Below are 18,296 nucleotides of genomic sequence, written 5' to 3'. Positions count from 1 at the left end.
CCCTTCTTCATAAGAAGAAGGGGTTTAATCGCTTCCTCTTATCTTCCAAGCAAAAAAGCTGCTTGCTGGATTTAGCACCTTGGTACATCACATGAAGTGATGCATACCGGTTGCTGAGGTTTCAAAGGGCCAGTCCCTCCACCTCTCACGATAAGAATGTGTTGTCTGTCTGTTCTAATTCTTAATACTGTAACCCATTAAATCTCATTTTTCAAGGGGAAATGACATGATTAATTAAAATTTTCTGTATTTTATAACAGAATGGATGTTATACGATTTGATTGCATGTTAGCATATAGGAACAACGCTGTTTTTCATGTTACAATGAATGGAAACGTTTCACTTTATGATGAATTTGGTTAGCTGGAGGAATGGATTATGGTGAAGAAAACAGGAATCATTCAAGAAGAAACCTTACAGTCAAAAGAACTTGGGGCGGACATGACCATTTTGATCTATTTGCCAGTCAATTACTCCCCCCTTTATACATATCATGTCATCATTGCTCAGGATGGTCATGATTATTTCCGCCTAGGCAAAATAGGCAGACAGGCAGAAGAATTGATGCAAAACAAAGAAATGGAACGCACGATTATCATTGGTGTTCCTTATGAAAATGTCACAGAAAGACGAAACACGTATCATCCAGACGGTACAAAGTTTGAAGCGTATAAACGCTTTTTAGCAAATGAACTGGTCCCTTATATTGATAAACACTATCCAACCTATCAAATTGGATCAGGACGGACGTTTATTGGTGATTCACTGGGTGCGACGATTTCCCTCATGACAGCCATTGATTATCCTTCTTTATTTGGCGGGCTGATTTTGCAGTCCCCTTACGTTGACAAGTCGGTTCTAGAAGCCGTCAAACAGTCAACAGCCCTTTCTCATTATGCCATTATCCATCAAATTGGGCTTGAGGAAACCGCTGTGAAAACAACAGATGGCCAGGTGCTTGATTTTGTTCAGCCGAACGAAGATTTAAAGGCCCTTCTTGAACAATCTGGTGCGGATTATTTATTTGAGACATTCGAAGGGGATCATAAATGGACGTTTTGGCAGCCGCTCATTGCGCCTTCGTTAAAAAGAATGCTCCCATATTCGTTAATCAACTGAATTTTGTTATAATAAACAATAATAAATACTTTCTTATTCAGGAGGGAACATGATGAAATACGGAGTTGTTATATTTCCATCAAAAAAATTGCAAGATATTGCGAACTCTTACCGGAAGCGTTATGATCCGAACTATGCACTCATACCGCCTCATTTAACATTAAGAACACCTTTTGAATTAACGGATCTAGAAGCGGCTGAGGTCGTCTCAACGTTAAGAGATTATGCAAAAAATGCTTCTCCTATTACGTTACGTATTAAAAAATTCAGTTCATTCGCTCCTGTAAACAACGTCATTTATATGAAAGTAGAACCGAACGAGGACATCATGGCGCTCAATGAAAGATTGTACGCAGATCCACTTGCCGGCACACCTGAATATGCCTTTGTTCCGCATGTGACAGTCGCTCAAAAACTATCAGATGATGAGCATTCAGACGTACTTGGCACATTAAAGCTGAGAAAGATTGACCATGAAGAAACAGTGGATCGCTTCCACCTTTTATATCAATTAGAGAACGGATCTTGGACCGTCTATGAAACATTTATTTTAGGAGAAGAGGGTTAAAGACATTTGAAAACAGTCATCGCAACAGAACAAACACAACGAGAAGATGCATATTACGTTCGAAAAGAAGTATTCGTAAAAGAACAAGAAGTTCCAATAGAGATAGAAATAGATGAACTAGAAGACAAAGCCACCCATTTTGTCATTTACAATGATGACAAAAGGCCTCAGGCGGCCGCTAGACTGCGGATCATTGAGGGATCAAAGGCAAAGCTTGAACGAATTTGTGTGTTAAAAGAGGCGCGCTCCTTCGGCCTTGGCCACAAGCTATTAGAGGCGCTAGAAACAGAAGCGGTTGCTAATGGAGCAAAAGAAGCGGTTATGCATGCCCAAATCCAAGCTCTTCCTTTCTACGAAAAGAAAGGCTACAAAGCGGTTTCTGAACCGTTTGAAGAAGCAGGAATCAAACATGTCAAAATGACAAAAACACTGTCTGTTTGACCAAAAGAAAAGCCAGAGCATTCAAGATGCCCTGGCTTTTTCTTTTTCATTATCGTTCGCCAATGGAAGAAAGCGTAATCATTTATATATACGTATTGATATGAACGCCCTTGCCTTCCTCCATAAACATATCTCGTACAAAGCGTTCCCGCTTTTTTTGCTGTACTTTCGTTTCCGCTTCTGTCACTAAGTCCTCTTTTTTCTCCAGCTCTCTGTAAATCTTGTCATGAAAGGTGCGGGTAACCTTTGTTACTTTCGCGTAGTCTTCTTTATCCTGAGGAGCTGGACGATTGATATACTGAAAATACAGATCCGGCTGAATCGGGGCTATATATCCCATCAAGAACGCCTCCTTTGCTTCTCTCTTACTCTACTATTCCCTAATTATGACTGTTTGAAACACGCCTCATTTGATATGATTAGATGTGTTTCATTTTAAGATTGATTGACTATTGGAGGACTAGCTTTGAAATGCGCACGACGACATGATCGAACGATCTCATTACATACGTATTCGAGAGAACACTATCAATTCCTCCATGACGAGGGAAAAAAAGGACAATTATTCTGCCCATATTGCGGACAACCGGTCTTTTTTAGATTAAATATACATGATGAACCTGCCTTTATTCATAAGCACATGTCTCAGCAAGAGATTTGTGAAAAAGCTGAAGAACAAGCTGATCACAATAAAACGGCAGATCAAGAGGAAAGGGATTCTTATAAAGAACTTGGCGGCTTCCGTTTTCCAACCGGGAAACAGATCATCTCGCAAACGAACGAATCATATGACTGGCAGGAACCTAGGTCAATTCAATTTAGCGACGCCTTACATTTAGAAGAGAATGAACAAGTTCATACGATCGACCTCTTTCCGCATATCACCTTCAGCACACCACAGCTTCAAGCTGTCACACATCAAGATGGTCCGATGCTTGTGCTGGCTGGTGCCGGCAGCGGGAAAACAAGAGTCCTGACGGCTAGAGCGGCTTATCTCATGTCCCATCATCATATTCCTGCTCATCATATTTTACTCGTGACCTTCACGACCAAAGCGAGCAGTGAGATGAAAGAAAGGCTGCGCAAGCAATACCAGCTTCATCCTTCACAAGCCAGCCAAGTAGTGACAGGCACCTTCCACAGTCTTTTTTATAAAATGCTGCTTCACGATGACGCAAGCAAATGGAACGGCCAGCATCTGATCAAGTTTGACTGGCAAAAGGAGCAATACATTCGAAAAGCCATAATGAATGAAGGGCTTGATGAAAAAGACTACCCTACTGATCAAGTACTGCAATCGATCGGCTATTGGAAAAATGCCTTTTTACCAGGTGAACTTCCTGATTTGAAGGATGAAAAGGAAAAACATATGTGGACGATCTATCAATCATATGAACAGCAAAAACGAGACAATCAGCAATTTGACTTTGATGATATGGCGATTGCCTGCTTACATATGCTGACAGAACAGCCCGAACTGCTAAAACGGTATCAAGAACGATTCCAGTATATTTTAGTGGATGAATTTCAGGATATTAATCCAGTACAATATCAATTGATTCAGCTTTTAGCCGGAGAATCAGAGCAGTTATTTTGTGTAGGGGATGATGATCAAGCCATTTACGCCTTTAGAGGGAGCAATCCTGCTTTCATTCTTGAATTCAAACAAGACTATCCTTCTGCTCAGATCGTCCATTTACATGCGAATTACCGGTCTCACCATACGATTGTCGCAAGTGCTGATGCGATTATTAAGAAAAATCAGCATCGCTATGAGAAGACGTTAAAAGCCGTGCGCGAGGAGAAAATTCCTCCGACGCTTTTTTATCCATATGATGAAGAAGAGGAAGCGACGATGATTGTCGCAGATATTCAGGAGAAAATTAAAAACGGTGCAAAGCCGAATGACTTCTGCGTGCTGTTTCGAACGAACACAGGCGGCCGTGCGATTTATGAACGGCTGCATCAATCGGCCATTCCGTATGAAACGGATGCCGGCGTCAAAGCCTTCTATAGCAGACGAATGGTTCGGGTTCTCCTCGCCTTTCTATCTTTAAGTCAGGATGCAGATGATGTGGCCGCCATAAAACAGCTGCTGCCCGTTTTCTTTTTAAAGCAGCAAACCCTGAATACACTAAAGGCACTGACCATCACAGAAGATTGCTCAATGATAGAAGCGCTCGGAAAACTGACAGATATACAGCCGTTTCAACGGAAAAAGCTGCAATCAATTGTTCCTTTGTTCCGAACGTTACGGACGTTAAAGCCATCGGACGCGGTGACATTTATTGAACAAAAGATGGGACTCGGGGATTACTTAAAAAAACGGGTGAACGATACGAATGTACTTGAAAAAGGAGCGGATGATGTACGTGATGTGAAAACAGCCGCCAAACGCTTTGAAACGATTGAAGCCTTTCTCGCACATGCCGAACATATGAAGTCTGCCGAAAAGGAAAAAACAGCTGAACCCGGTGTTCAGCTCATGACGATCCACCGCGCAAAGGGACTTGAATTCCAGACCGTATACATCACTTGTGTGGTCGACGGAGCACTCCCTCATGATTTCTCACTGGATGAACTCAGAAACGGTCATGAAGAAGCGCTGGAAGAAGAGCGCCGTTTATTATACGTGGCCATGACAAGAGCAGAACAATCTCTTTATCTGTCTGTTCCTTCATTTAGACGAGGAAAAACGGCTCATCGTTCTCGCTTTTTGTATCCTCTTCTAAAGAAAAACCGTGAATTATTTACGCAAAAACAACAGGCCCCCCTTTAAACGGAGAGCCTGTTGTTTATTTTTTGTTGTTCATCATTTTAGCGATTGTATTGAAATCAAGCTTTTCTTTTCCACTTGTAATCGATTGAACGATTTTGTCTTCCATTTCTTTAGGTACACGTTTGTTCGCAAGCTGCGCTACTTTTTTAATGACACCTCGAACGGTATTCTCATCTTTAAAGTTGGCATTTTGCAAAGAGCCTGCAAGTTTAAACACATCATTCATATTCACACCGGTTTTGTTTTCTACGCTTTTAAAGAATTTATTATCCATTCATTTGCCTCCTCTTTGTGGAGTAATCACTTTACTATATGAAAATAGGCGGGATATGTGCCTATCCTAAAGCCTTGTTTGACCAAAGAGAAAGGAAAGCAAAAGGCTTCCCCCTTGCTTCCCTCACCTTCTTACTGTTTAGTAGTTAAAGAAAGAAGCACCAACGATGATTAGAAGGATGAAAAGCACGACAACAAGAACAAATGTTGATCCATATCCGCCGCCGTAGCCTCCACCGTAGCCGCCGCAAGAACCGCCACCGTAACCGTAACTCATATTTAAGCACCTCCTCTTCTCCCTTACAAAGTATGAAAAATGCAAGAAATGGTTTGGACGATCACATAAAAAAGTGCGGAATTTTTATTTCTGCTGTTTAAAGATGTAATCTGCCTCTCTATGACGCACCATGAATGCTTCTGTTTCTTTCGCAAAAGCCTCCATCTTCACGCCAAATGCTTTTAAGTGCTCCTCAAGATCATTCGCTTTATCCGTTAGATCCATTTCAGCCTTTTCGTGCGCTTGTTCTTTCCCATCATGGGGTTTAGTGAACAAGGAACCGATTAATTGTTCGAATGCATCCATTCTGGTCACCCCTTCTCTCTTACATATGCACCACTCAAAAAAAGGCAACAAAAAAACCGGATAAATCCGGCTTTTGTTTTTCTCTTCTATTATTGAGGTTTCTTTTTGTTTCCACAGCCGCAGCCATTTTTTTTGATTTTCTTCGTATATACAGATTGTTGATTTGACTGCGCTGGATAACCTTGAAGCATATGTGACGGCGTTTCAGTTGGTTTCATCGCAACCCTTCCTTTCCTATTCCATGATAGTATATGCATTTATTGAAAGCGTGTCTGATCAGAATGCCTGTTTATTTCACAAGCTTCGAGACGACCGCTTCAATGATGCCTGCTGCTGCGGCAATCGCTAATAGTAAATTAAGCCACATGCTGATGACAGGAAAAAGTATGTATATCAGAAGCAAGGCAGCAGTGCACCATATGCCAGTACACCAATAACAGCTTAACAGTTCTCCAACCCAAGACCGCAGTCCTTCCCCTTTAATGATGATATATGTTTCGACCTCACCTTGTTCGTTTACCTCTTCCTGTTCTTCATGAAATAGACGGCGGAAAGGGGCTGTAATGGTATCAAACACAATCAGTCTCGTCAGTCTAAAGGATGCGAGGGCAAACACGACAAATGACAAAGCACCGCTCAGGGAGCCTCCACCTCCTTCTTTCTTCTTTTTCCGTCCTTTCTTTATATATGCAAGAAAAAAGACCGTCATGATGAATCGAGCGGAAATAAAATTGGGTTGTACTTTTTCACACTTTCCGATTCCACCTTGCGTCCTTGTTGCATTAAATAATGTATAGATAAGAAAGGAGTGAAAGTATTGTCTATTGAAGAAAGTGCTGAAACATTATATACGCAACTGTTAAACGAATTAATCAGCAATTATGATGATTTCATTGAGATCAAAGATTCCGAAAATGTCACAATTCATAAAACAGATGTAACAGCCGCACTCTCCCTTCAAGCGACCGTAACGACAATCATTACTCTTTTAATCCAAATTCTTGTACCAGACGATGAATTGGCTGCTGACATCACAGACCAGCTTTTATCCACACAACAAGTGGAAGTCCAAAAGAAAACTGTGATTCAAATCATCAACTGCTATAACATTACGATTACATTATCAGATGCATCCATTATGAACTCCGTCCAAATTCTCACTCAAACATTGAATGTGCTCTTAGTTGAAGCCGGCATTCTTTGACCCTTTCTTTTTCTAATGACGTATGAAAGAGGTGAAATCATCGTGGCTGAAGAGAACGAAAAAAAGGAGTTTCAAATCAATACTGATATTGACCCATTAACAAGTCTTCTTGTCAGTGATGTGTTAAACAAAAACAATATCACTGATGATCAGAAAGCAAAAATTTCAGACGATCAAAGAAGAATGATTTTGAAATTAGTCGAGGACTTACAAAAGAAAGCAAATGATTTCGTAGAACAGCAGCAGGAGAAAAAAAGGCAGGCTGAGGCAGCAAAACAGCCGGAAGAAGTAGTGCCTGAACCAAAAGTACGTCCAAATCGAAACTCACTTCGAAATCGTATTCAGCAGCGTCGTAATGCGCAGCGTAATAACGATTAAATAAAAATGGGTTGCCTGCTAGGGTAAATGCCCGAGACAAAACCACGCATTCCAGCATTTAATAAAGTAAACGGAAGGAGGAATAGAAATGGATTCTAAACCATATTCTTGGGTCGCTCTAGATCGTAACTGTTCACACCACGGACACCACAGATACCACGAACGCCACGACGATTGCAACTATGAAAGAAAAGCACTTTGTGACGACTATTATGATGATGAAGATGTCTTACAAGACTTGGATCAAGTAAGCTTCACAAAGCAGACATCTGAGGAAGTCATTATCGTCAGAGACTCTTGTGACATTAACGTATCTTCTGTTGATGCACAGGTTGCAGCATCTATCCAAGTAGCGATTCAAACAGCGATCATCACCATTACAAATATCTCAATCGCAGACGGTGATTTGGCAGACCGCGTCACGCAGGATCTCTTACAAGCAGCTACTCACAAACAAACAAACCGCCAAAAACTTGTCATCGAAAATTCAAGAAACGTTACAGTCTCTACAATCGATGCGGACATCTCTATCGCAATCCAAACACTTACACAAACACTTGTTGCGACAATCGTTGCAATCGGTATCCTCTAATGTCCAAAAGCAGAGCGAAAAGCTCTGCTTTTCCTTTTATAAAAATACAACAAATATAAATGGTCATTTACCCACACCAACTAGAGGGCGCATACATATGTTGTTAAGGACTAAAGTCAAATACCTTGTTAAAGGAGCTGAAATCCATGAGCTGCGGAAAACACCATGGCCGACATGATGAAAACTGTGTATGCGATGCGGTTGATAAGATTTTAGCAGAGCAGGAAGCTGTAGAAGATAAATGTCCTACGAGCTGCTACAGTAATTTATTAAGCCCAACAGTTTCTGGAAAAGATACAATTCCGTTTTTACTTTTTGATAAAAAGGGCGGGTTGTTCTCTACTTTCGGAAACATTGGAGGATTCGTTGACGATTGCCAATGCTTCGAATCTATTTTCTTCCGGGTTGAAAAATTACACGACTGCTGTGCTACGTTATCTGTATTAAGACCAGTTGATGTACACGGACATACGCTGAGCGTGTGTCACCCTTGTGACCCTGACTTCTTTGGTCTAGAAAAAACGGACTTTTGTATTGAGGTTGATTTAAACTGCTTCTGCGCAATCCAATGCTTAAACCCAGAGCTTGTCGACAGAGTCATGCCATCGAAAGATAAAAAGCATCATCACCACGGCTAAATCAACAGGCCGCTGATCTAACTTGTCATAAGTCAAAGCATCCCCTTCCTCACGAATGACAGCCAATCATGCGGAGCAGTCAGCATAAGAAGCGGCCGCTTCCGCATTGGTTAAAAGTAGATGCACGAGCCGGCAAAGATAGCTTGTAGATGATGACAGTGCTCAAACACTCAAACAAATTTCCTAGTATAGGAGGGTTGAATATGAGCCGCAACCATTCATGGAGCTGTGTAACAGAGGCTGTTGAAAACATTAGCGACTTGCAAAATGCTGTCAAAGAAGAGTGCCCGACAAGCTGTTACAGCAATCTCCTTTCTCCATCACATTCATTAGGTGACACTGTCCCGTTTGTTCTCTTTACATCCAAATCAAAACCATTCGTCGCATTCGGAAACGTCGGAGAAGTAGATCCAGGCCCTTGCTTCAGCACTGCATTTTTCAGAGTCGAACATATCTGTGATCACTGTGCAACACTCAGCTTGCTTATCGCATTTGACAAAGACCGTCATATTTTAGATTTTACAGATAAAGATTCCTTATGTGATGTGTTCCGATTAGAAAAATCGAAATATTGCATTGAAGTAGACCTTGACTGCTTCTGCGCAATCGAGTGCCTAAACCCACGACTCATCAATCGTAACTGCTAACAAAAAAAGTCCCTATAAGGGACTTTTTTTATTAGTTAAAAACCTAGCGGATGGATGGAAGTAATCTCAGCAATCGCTAATTCGACTGGATTTCCCCCGCCTGCTGTACGAATGATCACAGTATCATCTTTTCGATCCATGATGATTCCTCTATATGTTTTACCATCAGCTTCAATCAGACAAAGAGCTCTTGGCATATTATGAGGCAGTCTTGTGAGAAAATCGACTTTTTCATCAATACTCATCTGACTTAAAGGCTTTTTCACTCGTTTTCTTCTTGGTTCTTCTTTTGTTTCATGAAAGACACCTTCTGGCTGATTTCCCTCTTCTTCTTGAGGCTCTCGCTTTTGTATGAGCTCTGGTTCTTGTGTGATTTCTTGTTCCTGTGTACGTTCGGCTTCTTGTGTATCCTCTTGTTCCTGTGTAGCCTCTGCTTCTTGTGTGATCTCTTGTTCTTCTGTAAACTCAGATTCGTTTGTCATATCTCGTTCTTGTTGAAGTTTAGGCGGCTCGGCTTCTTTTTTTTGCTCTATTTCTTGAGCGGCAGGTTCCTCCTGCGTGCTTTCTTTGATCACATCTTTTGCATTGGTCTCACTTTCTGGCTGTTTTTCTGATTTCTTTCGCTTTCTCACAATATTTTGCATGGCCGGCTTTGATTCTTGATAGCTCGGCTGAACAATATACATCAGCGGCTTTTGATTCTCATCACCTTTATTTGACATACTAATCCCTCCCGAATGATTCATTCCTTATATATATGAACGGAGGCCTCAAATCAGAAGAAAAATAAAAAAACAGCATACCCTTCATCGGTATGCTGCAAGTCATGTATTCGTTTAGCGGGCAATGATATGGAAGCCGGAATCAACATGCAGATTCTCACCTGTCATGCCGCGAGATAGATCACTGAATAAGAATAGAGCTGTATCGCCAACTTCTTCAGGAGTTGTTGTACGGCGGAGCGGTGCACGCTCTTCAATATCCTTCAGAATGGTATTAAAGCCGCTGATGCCTTTTGCAGATAACGTACGAATAGGACCAGCAGAAATACTATTCACGCGGATACCTTCTGCGCCTAAATCAGCTGCTAAATATTTCACACTTGCTTCAAGTGATGCTTTCGCTACACCCATTACGTTGTAGTTTGATACAACACGCTCTCCGCCTAGGTATGTAAGCGTCACAATGCTTCCACCCTCTGTCATCAATGGACGTGCTGCTTTGGCTACAGCAGTTAATGAGTATGCACTAATGTTGTGCGCCAAAAGGAAACCTTCACGGTTCGTGTTCAAGTATTCGCCAACAAGCTCTTCCTTGTTTGCAAATGCAATGGCATGCGCAACGCCATGAATGACTTGTACTTTTTCTTTAATTGCAGCGAAACATTTTTCGATTTCTTCGTCACTTGTCACGTCACATGGAAGAATAATAGAATCATCACGCTCAAGTGTGCTTGCCAGCTCTTTTACCGATTCAGCAAGACGATCTCCGACATAAGTAAAAATCAAACGAGCTCCAGCTTCATGAAGTGAGCGGGCAATTCCCCAAGCGATGCTTCGTTTATTGGCAACACCCATCACCACGATATTACGGCCTTCTAAAGAAAAGTTCATATGTAATAAAGCCTCCTATTTTTTCAAGACATAGTATTAGTACCTGATCATAATATTATCACAGATCATAAGAGAATGACAATTTCCGCTGAAAGAAAGTTTCATTTTCGCGAAAAAACCGTCTTCATAAGTGAAGACGGTTCGATTCCTTTATCGTTTGATTCTGTTTTGCTGATAAGCAAAATGGTTCGTAGGTCCGTGTCCAGATCCAATACGTAAAGGGAATTTAATGGCTTCATGAACAAAGGTTTCTGCTGTTTCAAAGGCTTCCTGCATCGAATATCCTTTCGCAATTTCAGCTGTTAATGCTGCTGCAAACGTGCAGCCTGTGCCATGTGTATGCGGTGTATCAATATGTTCATTTGTGACTTCAATAAAGCCTTTTCCATCATACAGCAGGTCTGTAATCATCCCATCAGATGGACCATGGCCGCCTTTAATCACGACATGTTTCGTACCTAGCTCATAAAGGCGCTCCGCCGCCACATAGCGGTCCTTTTTCGTCTGAATTTGTATCCCTGTCAGTACTTCTGCCTCAGGAAGATTCGGCGTTACAGCATAGCTGACAGGCAGCAAGTGTGTTTTCATCGCAGCGACCGCATCTTCATTTAATAAAGAGGCCCCTCCTTTTGCGATCATGACTGGATCTACAATCAGCTTCATATCATATTGAACCGTTTTTTCAGCTACAATCTTGATCATGTCTGCACTCCACAGCATCCCTGTTTTGACGGCATCTGGCAGTAAGTCTTCTGCCACTGCATCTATTTGACGCTCTAACGCCTCAATTGAAAGCGGGTATATCCCGTGAACACCTAGTGTGTTTTGCGCAGTAATCGCTGTGATCGCAGACATTCCGTACACACCGAGCTCCTGAAAAGTTTTCAAATCTGCCTGAATACCTGCTCCGCCGCCAGAATCAGAACCCGCGATTGTGAATGCTTTTTTGATCGTCATTTCTTCACACCTCTCATTAGCCAATCCATTGATGATAAATGGTTCTTGCTTTGGCAATATCATTCGTACCATGAACAAGCGCTCTGCCATCTTTAAATAAGACAAGCTTAAACTCATCCTTTTGACACGAAAGCAAATATGGATTCTCAAGCACATCCATTCCTGCCCTCTTTAACCGAAGAGCTACTTCATGTATAGGCGGTGGTGTTTCTGCTGCACTGCGGATTTGTACCGTATTGCGGCCGCATAGTACATCCGCCTTCGCTCTCTTGTCATATGAAAGAAATGGATACGTCTTCAGTCCACAGCTTGGACATTGCTTCTTCTTTAAAGACACGGCCGACCGAATGTCAGATCGTTCATTTTTCCATAAATCGAAGGATTTTAATATTGGCGTCACTTGATGTCCTGTTAAATATTTAAGTGCATCTGCCACTTGATATGCGGCCACCTGCTGCACAACTGGACTAATGATACCTGCTGTATCACATGTCATGCCTTGTGCGGGCAAATGTTCAAGCAGACAGTGTAAACACGGCGTCTCACCAGGGATCACAGTGAATTGAATGCCATAACTGGCTACACAGGCCCCATAAAGGAACGGAATTTGATGTTTGACAGCGGCATCATTTGCAATCATTCTTACCTCAAAATTATCCGCTGCATCGACAATGATTGAAGCCTCACTGACAAGTTCGTCAATATTGTGAGCAGTCACATCGATTACGATTCCTTTGATGTGCACGTCACTGTTTACTTGCTTGAGTCTTTTTTCAGCCGCCACAGCTTTTGGCAGTCGATCCTTCACGTCTTGCTCCGTGTAGAGCTGCTGACGCTGAAGGTTGCTCCATTCAATATAATCTCGGTCCAAAATGGTGACAGAACCAACGCCGGCACGAACGAGCATTTCAGCACTTGCGGTTCCAAGTGCCCCCGCTCCAATAATGACCGCCTTTGAGTCATTTAGCCTCTTTTGACCCTCTGTTCCGATTGGCTGAAAAAGCTCCTGGCGTGAATAACGAGTGCTCAAAATGACGGCATTCCTTCCTGTGGACTGCTCGCTGTCCCATAGTTTTTTAGCGGAATACGTCCTGCCTCATAGCCTAGTCTTCCTGATTCAATCGCGAGTTTCATTGCTTTTGCCATTTTCACAGGATCCTTTGCACCAGAGACAGCGGTATTTAGTAATACAGCGTCAGCTCCAAGCTCCATCGCATAAGCTGCATCCTTCGGAGAACCTACGCCAGCATCAATAATGACCGGCACCTTCGCCTGCTCAATAATAAATGAGAGATTCAAAGGATTTAGTAAGCCTTGGCCTGAACCAATTGGTGAAGCACCTGGCATGATGGCATGGACACCGAGTTCTTCTAATTTTCTTGCCAGCACCACATCATCAGATGTATATGGCAGCACGATAAATCCTTCCTCGAGCAGCATTTCAGATGCTTTTAATGTTTCAACTGGATCTGGCAAAAGAGACCTTGAACAGCCAATGACTTCTACCTTGATCATGTCACAAAGTCCAGAAGCCTTTGCTAAACGGGCAATACGCACTGCCTCTTCTGCTGTACTTGCTCCAGCTGTATTCGGAAGCAGCGTATATTTTGATAAATCAAGCTGCTCCAAAAAATTAGGCTGAGATGCTTCGAATATGTTCATTCTTCTGACAGCAAAGGTTAAAATTTCGGCTTCCGATACGTTCACCGCTTCTTTTTGAACCTCAAATGATGGGTACTTTCCTGTTCCGAGTAATAGTCTTGATGTGAATGTTTTTCCGCCAATGTGCAGCATTGGATCATCCTCCTCCTACGAAATGAACGATTTCAATCGTGTCATTTGGTTGAATTTCTACTTGTTGAAACGCTTCTTTATCAATGATTTCATGGTTCTTTTCAACGATCACCACACGGTTTTCAAGCTGATAGGCTGATAGCAGATCATAGATCGTTCCATTCTCTTGATCGAAATCAACGATTCTGCCATTCAATTGAATCTTCATACGAATAGTGCCTCCTTTCGTCCAATACGAAACGCGTGTAGCCATTCCTCTTTGACCGGTTCGTCTAATATCAGGTCACGAATGATTTCTCCAGTAATCGGCGCAAGTAAAATGCCATTCCTGTAATGCCCTGCAGCAAAAAGAATACGCTTGTCTTCTGGATGTCTTCCGATATAGGGATGCCGATCGTTTGTCGCCGGACGAAGGCCTGCCCAGCACTCTTCAATCGGCATCTCCTTAATAGAAGGCATAAGCTGAGACGCCTTTTGAATCACAGCTTCCATGCCGCCAAGCGTTGGAACAGCCTGCCACTCGTTTGGCTTCATTGTTGCGCCGATAACAAGCTTTCCGCTATCTCGCTGAACGATATAACAATGATCATGATAAATGGTGTGTGCGAGCGCCGGACCATTATTCCATACAGACACACATTCCCCTTTTACTGGATAAAGAGAATGCGATAATCCGAGTTCTTCAAAAAAACGGCCAGACCATACACCACTTGCGATTGTCAGATCATCACATGTGAATGTGCCCTTCGTTGTTCTGACAGTTAACGCTTCTTTGCCCCGCTTCACATCGATCACAGGTGTACACTCTTTCACATCTGCTCCGTACCGGACCGCCGCCTGCCATAAAGCCCTGCATACAGCGTAAGGCTCCACATGCACATCCTCTTCAATCAAACCTGCTCCCAGCATGTGATCTGTAACTTGAGGCATACATTTTTTTACGCTGCTAGCGTCAAGCCATTTAAATGTAGACAAATGCTGCATCCGGCAAAGGGCTTGTTTCTCTTCTTCTGTAAAGGCGACCTTCATGATACCGCCCGCTGAAGTTCGAATATCAATGCCTGATTCATGCAGAAGATCGACTTTTAATTTTTCGTACAATGCCTGGCTTGCTCTGCCTGCCTGAAAGAAAACATCCTCATGACCCTCTCCTTCAGCATGTGCACCGAGCATCCCGGCAGCCGCACTTGTCGTTTGCTTCCCTATCTCACTCGCTTCAAATAAGACCACCTGTTTTCCTGCTTTTGCAAGGTGATAGGCGATGGAGACCCCTATGATTCCACCACCAATGATTGCAACGTCATAATGCTTTTTCATAAGGATTCTCCTTTACCTTTTCAGAAAATGCTTGTGCCATCATACGCGGCTGATGATGAGCAAAAATCCCAGACATGACAGCAATTCCTTCCACATTTGCGTGTTTCAATTCTGGAACTCGTACTGGGGTCACCCCGCCGATGGCCACCACTGGAATTGTTAGTGCAGAAGTCAGTTCTTTCACAAGCTGTACACCTCTTGCCTGAAGTCCTGGTTTACAAGAGGTGTCATATACGTGCCCAAACATGACATACTCTGCTCCATTTTTCTCTGCTTCTTTCGCTTCTTCTATCGAATGGACAGATACTCCCGCATGAAGGTGAGGAAATTTTTTTCGCAGCTCTTTTGGCGAAAAGCTGTGGCCCGGGAGATGCACCCTGTGAATATTGGTAAGCAGCGCAACGTCTACTCTGTCATTGATCACGAGCTTTTCTTTCGGCACACCTTCTAAAAGGAGATTCTTCACGAGATCAACAAGCTCACTTGCTGTTTTAGACCGTTCCCGAATATGAATAAAATCCACTTCAGACGCTATGGCTTTTATTTGTTTGATCAGTTCACCCGCAGAAAGGGAATCATTTGTCACTGCGTGGAGTTCCATTTGCACCAACCCCATCTAAGCAAGCTGTTTGCCACATTTCTTTTTGATACGCCATCTCCCAAAAGTGATATTCATAATAGCTTGAAATCACGAAATTTTCTTTCATATTGGCCCGTACATGGTCTGGTGCTTTTTCTGCTAGTTCATCAAAGCGGTTCACTTGTTCGAAGACGAGTTCCTTAAACCAATCGCCTCCGTATGTCAAAATCCATTCTTGGTAAATTGGATGGTCAGGTGTTGTTTGTTTCAGCTTTTCACCTACCTCATAATAGAGCCAGTAACACGGTAATAACGCGGCTAAAATCTCTTCAAACCGTCCACTTTTTACAGATCGGTACATATGAGAGGTATACGCATAAGCAGTGGGAGAAGGCTTAAAGTTCTCAATGGCTTCATCAGAAATTTGCAGAAGCTCTGTAAATTTCCTATGCAGCGACAGCTCTGCTTCATACGTGCCCTGGGCATGATACGCCATTCTGCCCGTCGTATGTAAGTCCTCACTCATCGCCGCTCCATATGCCTGCACCTTTGCAAAATGAGTTAAATAATAAGAATCCTGCATCACGTAATAGGTGAAACGATCGAGTGAAAGTGTTCCATCTCCAATCCCTTTGACAAAAGGATGTGTAAAGCTTCCATTCCACCATGTTGCTGCAGCCTCTTTACATTCTGTTGAAAACGTCATGTTCCTCTCCTCCTGTTTTTCCATATAAAAAAGCCACTTTCCGCGTGGAAAGTGGCTTGGAATTTGTAAAAAGCATAGTCAAAAACCGCACCACTTCCCTACGCAGGTATGAACCTGTTCAGGTAATGAGGGTCTAAAAGTGAACACTTTTATCTCAGCCCTTTTAAAGGACTCCCCTAGTGGATCAAATATATGATGTTGTACCTCTATCTTAATCAGGAATTGTTCATTGGTCAAGGGTTCATTGTCATTCTAATTGGGCTCTTAGTCCTGCCACATACTCACGAGAGCCCGATACAAGCACACGGTCGCCGCTTCTGAGTGTCGTATCTCCATGCGGTACTAAGCTGTCTATCCCTCTGAAAATGCGGACAAATACCAAATCACCGGTGAAAGGAAATTCTCTCAGCATGACATTATGATAACGATGATTGTTCATTTGAATTTGATACAAAGAAGAATCCTCATTTGTTAGCAATCGAATCGCATCAGGTGCTTCAATCAAAGCTCTTAGCACCGTTTTAGATGAAAGGAAAGTAGAAAACGTATCAATGCCCGCTTCCTTCAAAGTCAACTCTGCCTCTGCTTTGTTGACACTTGCAATGACTTGTTTCGCTCCTTCTTCTTTTGCAAATAAAGCAATTTCCTTATTTTTCGTCTCACTGCCTGTTGCGACGACAAGGACATCCTCTTGACCGACGCCTGCCTTTCTCAGCGTCTCATCGTCGTATTGTTCAATTGATTCGACTTCAAAGATAGAGTCTGCCAGCAGTGCTTCCTTATTTTCTTGAAACACATGCAAAATCCGAATGTCATATTCATCTTGATGTAAATCAAGTGTGACAGGTAAGGTCAGCTGATTTGCTCCAATAAAGGTCACACGCTTCTTATGGCTTGCCGCTTGTTCTTTTTTAAACAGCGCTTTAAACCAAACAGGTGTTAAAATACTCGTTAGCACAGCAACTAAAATCAGCGCTCCTGACATTTTATGATCAATGACACCTAGCCGCTCACCAATCGTCGCAGCTGCAATGACGAGAGATAGCGTTGAAGTTAATAAAAAGCCGGAGCCAATGACCTTTTTCATGTCATACCATTTTTTCAAATAAAGAATCGGGATGAGCTTACTCATAAGCAGCGCAATAAACAGCAGCGGAATCATGATCATGATGGTTGGGTCTTTAAACAGTGCCCATATATTCAGATCTACTCCGACCATCACAAAAAAGATCGGGATTAAAAATCCGTAGCCAAATGAGTCCAGTTGCTGAACGAGTTCTTTATTTGGCGAAAGAAGGGACACAAGCACGCCAGCTAAAAACGCCCCTAGAATATTTTCAGCCCCGAGTGATTCAGATAAGGCAACTAAGACTATAATGAGAGTAAAGATTGCCCTTGTCCCAATTTGCACGGTTCCTTTAGACATCGACTGAAAAATTGACTTTGTCTTAAATACGCGGCCAAATAAATAAAGAAGAATGCCTGCAGCAAATAATAAGAGCAGGAGCCACATGTTCCCTGTTCCATCTCCATAAATGGAGGAAAACACAGCAAGCAAAATCATCGTGACCAAATCGGCAATGACAGCTACAAGCAGAATGATTTGACCGATATTCGTCTGCATCAACTTTTCCTCTTTTAAAGTTGGAACCACTACGCCTAATGAGATGGTAGAGATAATGAGTGTCATTAAAAAGGCATTTTGGATAAACCCTGCGAGTACAAACGCATAGGACAGAATAAAAGAAATACAAAATACCCCAAGAAAAATAATGGTGGCAGCTTTAAATGTATTTGGTTCTTTTAATCCATTTGGAAGTTCTCGTGCTTTCTTCTTTGACTCAAAAGAAGAAAAATCTATTTCAAGTCCACTTAAAAACATCAGAAAAATAAAACCGAGCATGGATAATGTATCTAACCACGCATCATGTTCGACAACCAGTTGAAGACCGCTTTTCCCAATGATGAGCCCCATGATGATTTCAGCTACAACGACCGGAATGGTCAGCTTAAATCGGTGCAATAAAATAGGGGTGAAAAAGGCGACAATGATAACGACAACGAGTGATGAAACAGATGTATGCTCCATTGGCTAAAGCCTCCTAAC

General features: G+C 42.4%; 25 protein-coding genes and 2 riboswitches. Of the genes, 9 read left to right on the top strand and 16 right to left on the bottom strand.

Annotation, left to right across the window (positions count from 1 at the left end; translation table 11 throughout):
- Positions 1 to 35: 35 nt before the first annotated feature.
- Positions 36 to 157: riboswitch (SAM riboswitch) on the bottom strand.
- 221 nt (positions 158 to 378) lie between these two features.
- Genes MHH65_RS05760 through MHH65_RS05750 form a run of 3 tightly spaced genes read left to right on the top strand, consistent with a single transcriptional unit; the run spans position 379 to position 2,128 of the window.
- On the top strand, positions 379 to 1,119 hold the full coding sequence (locus MHH65_RS05760) for an esterase family protein (protein ID WP_098676826.1): 741 nt from the start codon (positions 379 to 381) through the stop codon (positions 1,117 to 1,119).
- 52 nt (positions 1,120 to 1,171) lie between these two features.
- Positions 1,172 to 1,687, top strand: a complete 516-nt coding sequence (locus MHH65_RS05755; RefSeq protein ID WP_024426454.1) for a YjcG family protein — start codon at positions 1,172 to 1,174, stop codon at positions 1,685 to 1,687.
- A gap of 6 nt (positions 1,688 to 1,693) precedes the next feature.
- A complete protein-coding gene (locus tag MHH65_RS05750; protein WP_070325713.1) occupies positions 1,694 to 2,128 on the top strand; it encodes a GNAT family N-acetyltransferase in 435 nt (144 codons plus the stop codon).
- Between the two features lie 82 nt (positions 2,129 to 2,210).
- On the opposite strand, the gene MHH65_RS05745 is transcribed toward MHH65_RS05750, so the two are convergent.
- Positions 2,211 to 2,468 (bottom strand): hypothetical protein, encoded by a 258-nt coding sequence (locus tag MHH65_RS05745; protein ID WP_003210759.1) that lies wholly within the window; start codon positions 2,466 to 2,468, stop codon positions 2,211 to 2,213.
- A gap of 126 nt (positions 2,469 to 2,594) precedes the next feature.
- Here MHH65_RS05745 and MHH65_RS05740 point away from each other — a divergent pair, with 126 nt between their 5' ends.
- Entirely contained in the window at positions 2,595 to 4,907 is a 2,313-nt protein-coding gene (locus MHH65_RS05740; RefSeq protein ID WP_335351104.1) for an ATP-dependent helicase, read from the top strand.
- A gap of 16 nt (positions 4,908 to 4,923) precedes the next feature.
- Here MHH65_RS05740 and MHH65_RS05735 read toward each other — a convergent pair whose 3' ends face one another.
- The 5 genes from MHH65_RS05735 to MHH65_RS05715 all read right to left on the bottom strand — a co-directional run bounded on the left by MHH65_RS05735 (position 4,924) and on the right by MHH65_RS05715 (position 6,403).
- Positions 4,924 to 5,181 carry a stage VI sporulation protein F gene (locus tag MHH65_RS05735; protein WP_008348417.1) on the bottom strand — a complete coding sequence of 86 codons (258 nt, stop codon included), beginning with the start codon at positions 5,179 to 5,181 and terminating at the stop codon, positions 4,924 to 4,926.
- Between the two features lie 138 nt (positions 5,182 to 5,319).
- The gene (locus MHH65_RS05730) at positions 5,320 to 5,457 is read right to left on the bottom strand and encodes a YjcZ family sporulation protein (protein ID WP_024426457.1); all 138 of its coding nucleotides are present in this window, start codon (positions 5,455 to 5,457) and stop codon (positions 5,320 to 5,322) included.
- 84 nt (positions 5,458 to 5,541) lie between these two features.
- Positions 5,542 to 5,763 carry a hypothetical protein gene (locus MHH65_RS05725; RefSeq protein WP_024426458.1) on the bottom strand — a complete coding sequence of 74 codons (222 nt, stop codon included), beginning with the start codon at positions 5,761 to 5,763 and terminating at the stop codon, positions 5,542 to 5,544.
- Between the two features lie 89 nt (positions 5,764 to 5,852).
- Positions 5,853 to 5,981: a hypothetical protein gene (locus MHH65_RS05720; protein WP_259279657.1), complete on the bottom strand. Its 129-nt coding sequence runs from the start codon at positions 5,979 to 5,981 to the stop codon at positions 5,853 to 5,855.
- A gap of 71 nt (positions 5,982 to 6,052) precedes the next feature.
- Positions 6,053 to 6,403, bottom strand: a complete 351-nt coding sequence (locus MHH65_RS05715) for a DUF1360 domain-containing protein (RefSeq protein ID WP_024426459.1) — start codon at positions 6,401 to 6,403, stop codon at positions 6,053 to 6,055.
- A 168-nt stretch (positions 6,404 to 6,571) separates the two neighbouring features.
- On the opposite strand from MHH65_RS05715, the gene MHH65_RS05710 reads away from it, so the two are divergent.
- From MHH65_RS05710 to MHH65_RS05690, 5 genes are all read left to right on the top strand, one after another.
- Positions 6,572 to 6,967 (top strand): spore coat protein, encoded by a 396-nt coding sequence (locus tag MHH65_RS05710; RefSeq protein WP_231506869.1) that lies wholly within the window; start codon positions 6,572 to 6,574, stop codon positions 6,965 to 6,967.
- 42 nt (positions 6,968 to 7,009) lie between these two features.
- The gene (locus MHH65_RS05705; protein ID WP_024425013.1) at positions 7,010 to 7,345 is read left to right on the top strand and encodes a hypothetical protein; all 336 of its coding nucleotides are present in this window, start codon (positions 7,010 to 7,012) and stop codon (positions 7,343 to 7,345) included.
- Positions 7,346 to 7,433: 88 nt separating this feature from the next.
- The gene (locus MHH65_RS05700; RefSeq protein ID WP_041117155.1) at positions 7,434 to 7,937 is read left to right on the top strand and encodes a spore coat protein; all 504 of its coding nucleotides are present in this window, start codon (positions 7,434 to 7,436) and stop codon (positions 7,935 to 7,937) included.
- A 146-nt stretch (positions 7,938 to 8,083) separates the two neighbouring features.
- The gene (locus tag MHH65_RS05695; RefSeq protein WP_003211658.1) at positions 8,084 to 8,575 is read left to right on the top strand and encodes a CotY/CotZ family spore coat protein; all 492 of its coding nucleotides are present in this window, start codon (positions 8,084 to 8,086) and stop codon (positions 8,573 to 8,575) included.
- Between the two features lie 203 nt (positions 8,576 to 8,778).
- Positions 8,779 to 9,222, top strand: coding sequence for a CotY/CotZ family spore coat protein (locus tag MHH65_RS05690; protein ID WP_024425015.1), 444 nt, complete (start codon positions 8,779 to 8,781; stop codon positions 9,220 to 9,222).
- 35 nt (positions 9,223 to 9,257) lie between these two features.
- Here MHH65_RS05690 and MHH65_RS05685 read toward each other — a convergent pair whose 3' ends face one another.
- The 10 genes from MHH65_RS05685 to MHH65_RS05640 form a co-directional block, all read right to left on the bottom strand.
- Positions 9,258 to 9,944, bottom strand: coding sequence for a CotO family spore coat protein (locus MHH65_RS05685; protein WP_208946592.1), 687 nt, complete (start codon positions 9,942 to 9,944; stop codon positions 9,258 to 9,260).
- 114 nt (positions 9,945 to 10,058) lie between these two features.
- Positions 10,059 to 10,835, bottom strand: coding sequence for an enoyl-ACP reductase FabI (fabI, locus tag MHH65_RS05680; protein WP_024425017.1), 777 nt, complete (start codon positions 10,833 to 10,835; stop codon positions 10,059 to 10,061).
- Positions 10,836 to 10,985: 150 nt separating this feature from the next.
- Positions 10,986 to 11,792 (bottom strand): bifunctional hydroxymethylpyrimidine kinase/phosphomethylpyrimidine kinase, encoded by an 807-nt coding sequence (thiD, locus tag MHH65_RS05675; RefSeq protein ID WP_197172780.1) that lies wholly within the window; start codon positions 11,790 to 11,792, stop codon positions 10,986 to 10,988.
- Between the two features lie 16 nt (positions 11,793 to 11,808).
- On the bottom strand, positions 11,809 to 12,822 hold the full coding sequence (locus MHH65_RS05670; RefSeq protein ID WP_024426465.1) for a thiazole biosynthesis adenylyltransferase ThiF: 1,014 nt from the start codon (positions 12,820 to 12,822) through the stop codon (positions 11,809 to 11,811).
- The gene (locus tag MHH65_RS05665; protein ID WP_025093416.1) at positions 12,819 to 13,586 is read right to left on the bottom strand and encodes a thiazole synthase; all 768 of its coding nucleotides are present in this window, start codon (positions 13,584 to 13,586) and stop codon (positions 12,819 to 12,821) included. Before MHH65_RS05665 ends, MHH65_RS05670 begins: the two co-directional genes overlap by 4 nt.
- Before the next feature lie 4 nt (positions 13,587 to 13,590).
- Positions 13,591 to 13,794 (bottom strand): sulfur carrier protein ThiS, encoded by a 204-nt coding sequence (thiS, locus tag MHH65_RS05660; protein ID WP_024426466.1) that lies wholly within the window; start codon positions 13,792 to 13,794, stop codon positions 13,591 to 13,593.
- On the bottom strand, positions 13,791 to 14,903 hold the full coding sequence (gene thiO / locus MHH65_RS05655) for a glycine oxidase ThiO (protein WP_098676821.1): 1,113 nt from the start codon (positions 14,901 to 14,903) through the stop codon (positions 13,791 to 13,793). The genes thiS and thiO overlap by 4 nt, the downstream gene beginning before the upstream one ends.
- Positions 14,887 to 15,504 (bottom strand): thiazole tautomerase TenI, encoded by a 618-nt coding sequence (gene tenI / locus MHH65_RS05650; protein WP_098676838.1) that lies wholly within the window; start codon positions 15,502 to 15,504, stop codon positions 14,887 to 14,889. The genes thiO and tenI overlap by 17 nt, the downstream gene beginning before the upstream one ends.
- A complete protein-coding gene (gene tenA, locus MHH65_RS05645) occupies positions 15,479 to 16,189 on the bottom strand; it encodes a thiaminase II (protein ID WP_041110154.1) in 711 nt (236 codons plus the stop codon). Before tenA ends, tenI begins: the two co-directional genes overlap by 26 nt.
- 78 nt (positions 16,190 to 16,267) lie before the next feature.
- Positions 16,268 to 16,377, bottom strand: a riboswitch (TPP riboswitch).
- Between the two features lie 59 nt (positions 16,378 to 16,436).
- Positions 16,437 to 18,278 (bottom strand): monovalent cation:proton antiporter family protein, encoded by a 1,842-nt coding sequence (locus MHH65_RS05640; RefSeq protein WP_098676820.1) that lies wholly within the window; start codon positions 18,276 to 18,278, stop codon positions 16,437 to 16,439.
- Between the last annotated feature and the right edge of the window lie 18 nt (positions 18,279 to 18,296).

The sequence above is a fragment of the Bacillus sp. FSL L8-0654 genome (assembly GCF_038629965.1).
GTDB lineage: Bacteria > Bacillota > Bacilli > Bacillales > Bacillaceae > Bacillus > Bacillus safensis.
Note: the sequence above shows the minus strand (reverse complement) of the source record. Positions and strands in the feature narration are given on the sequence as shown.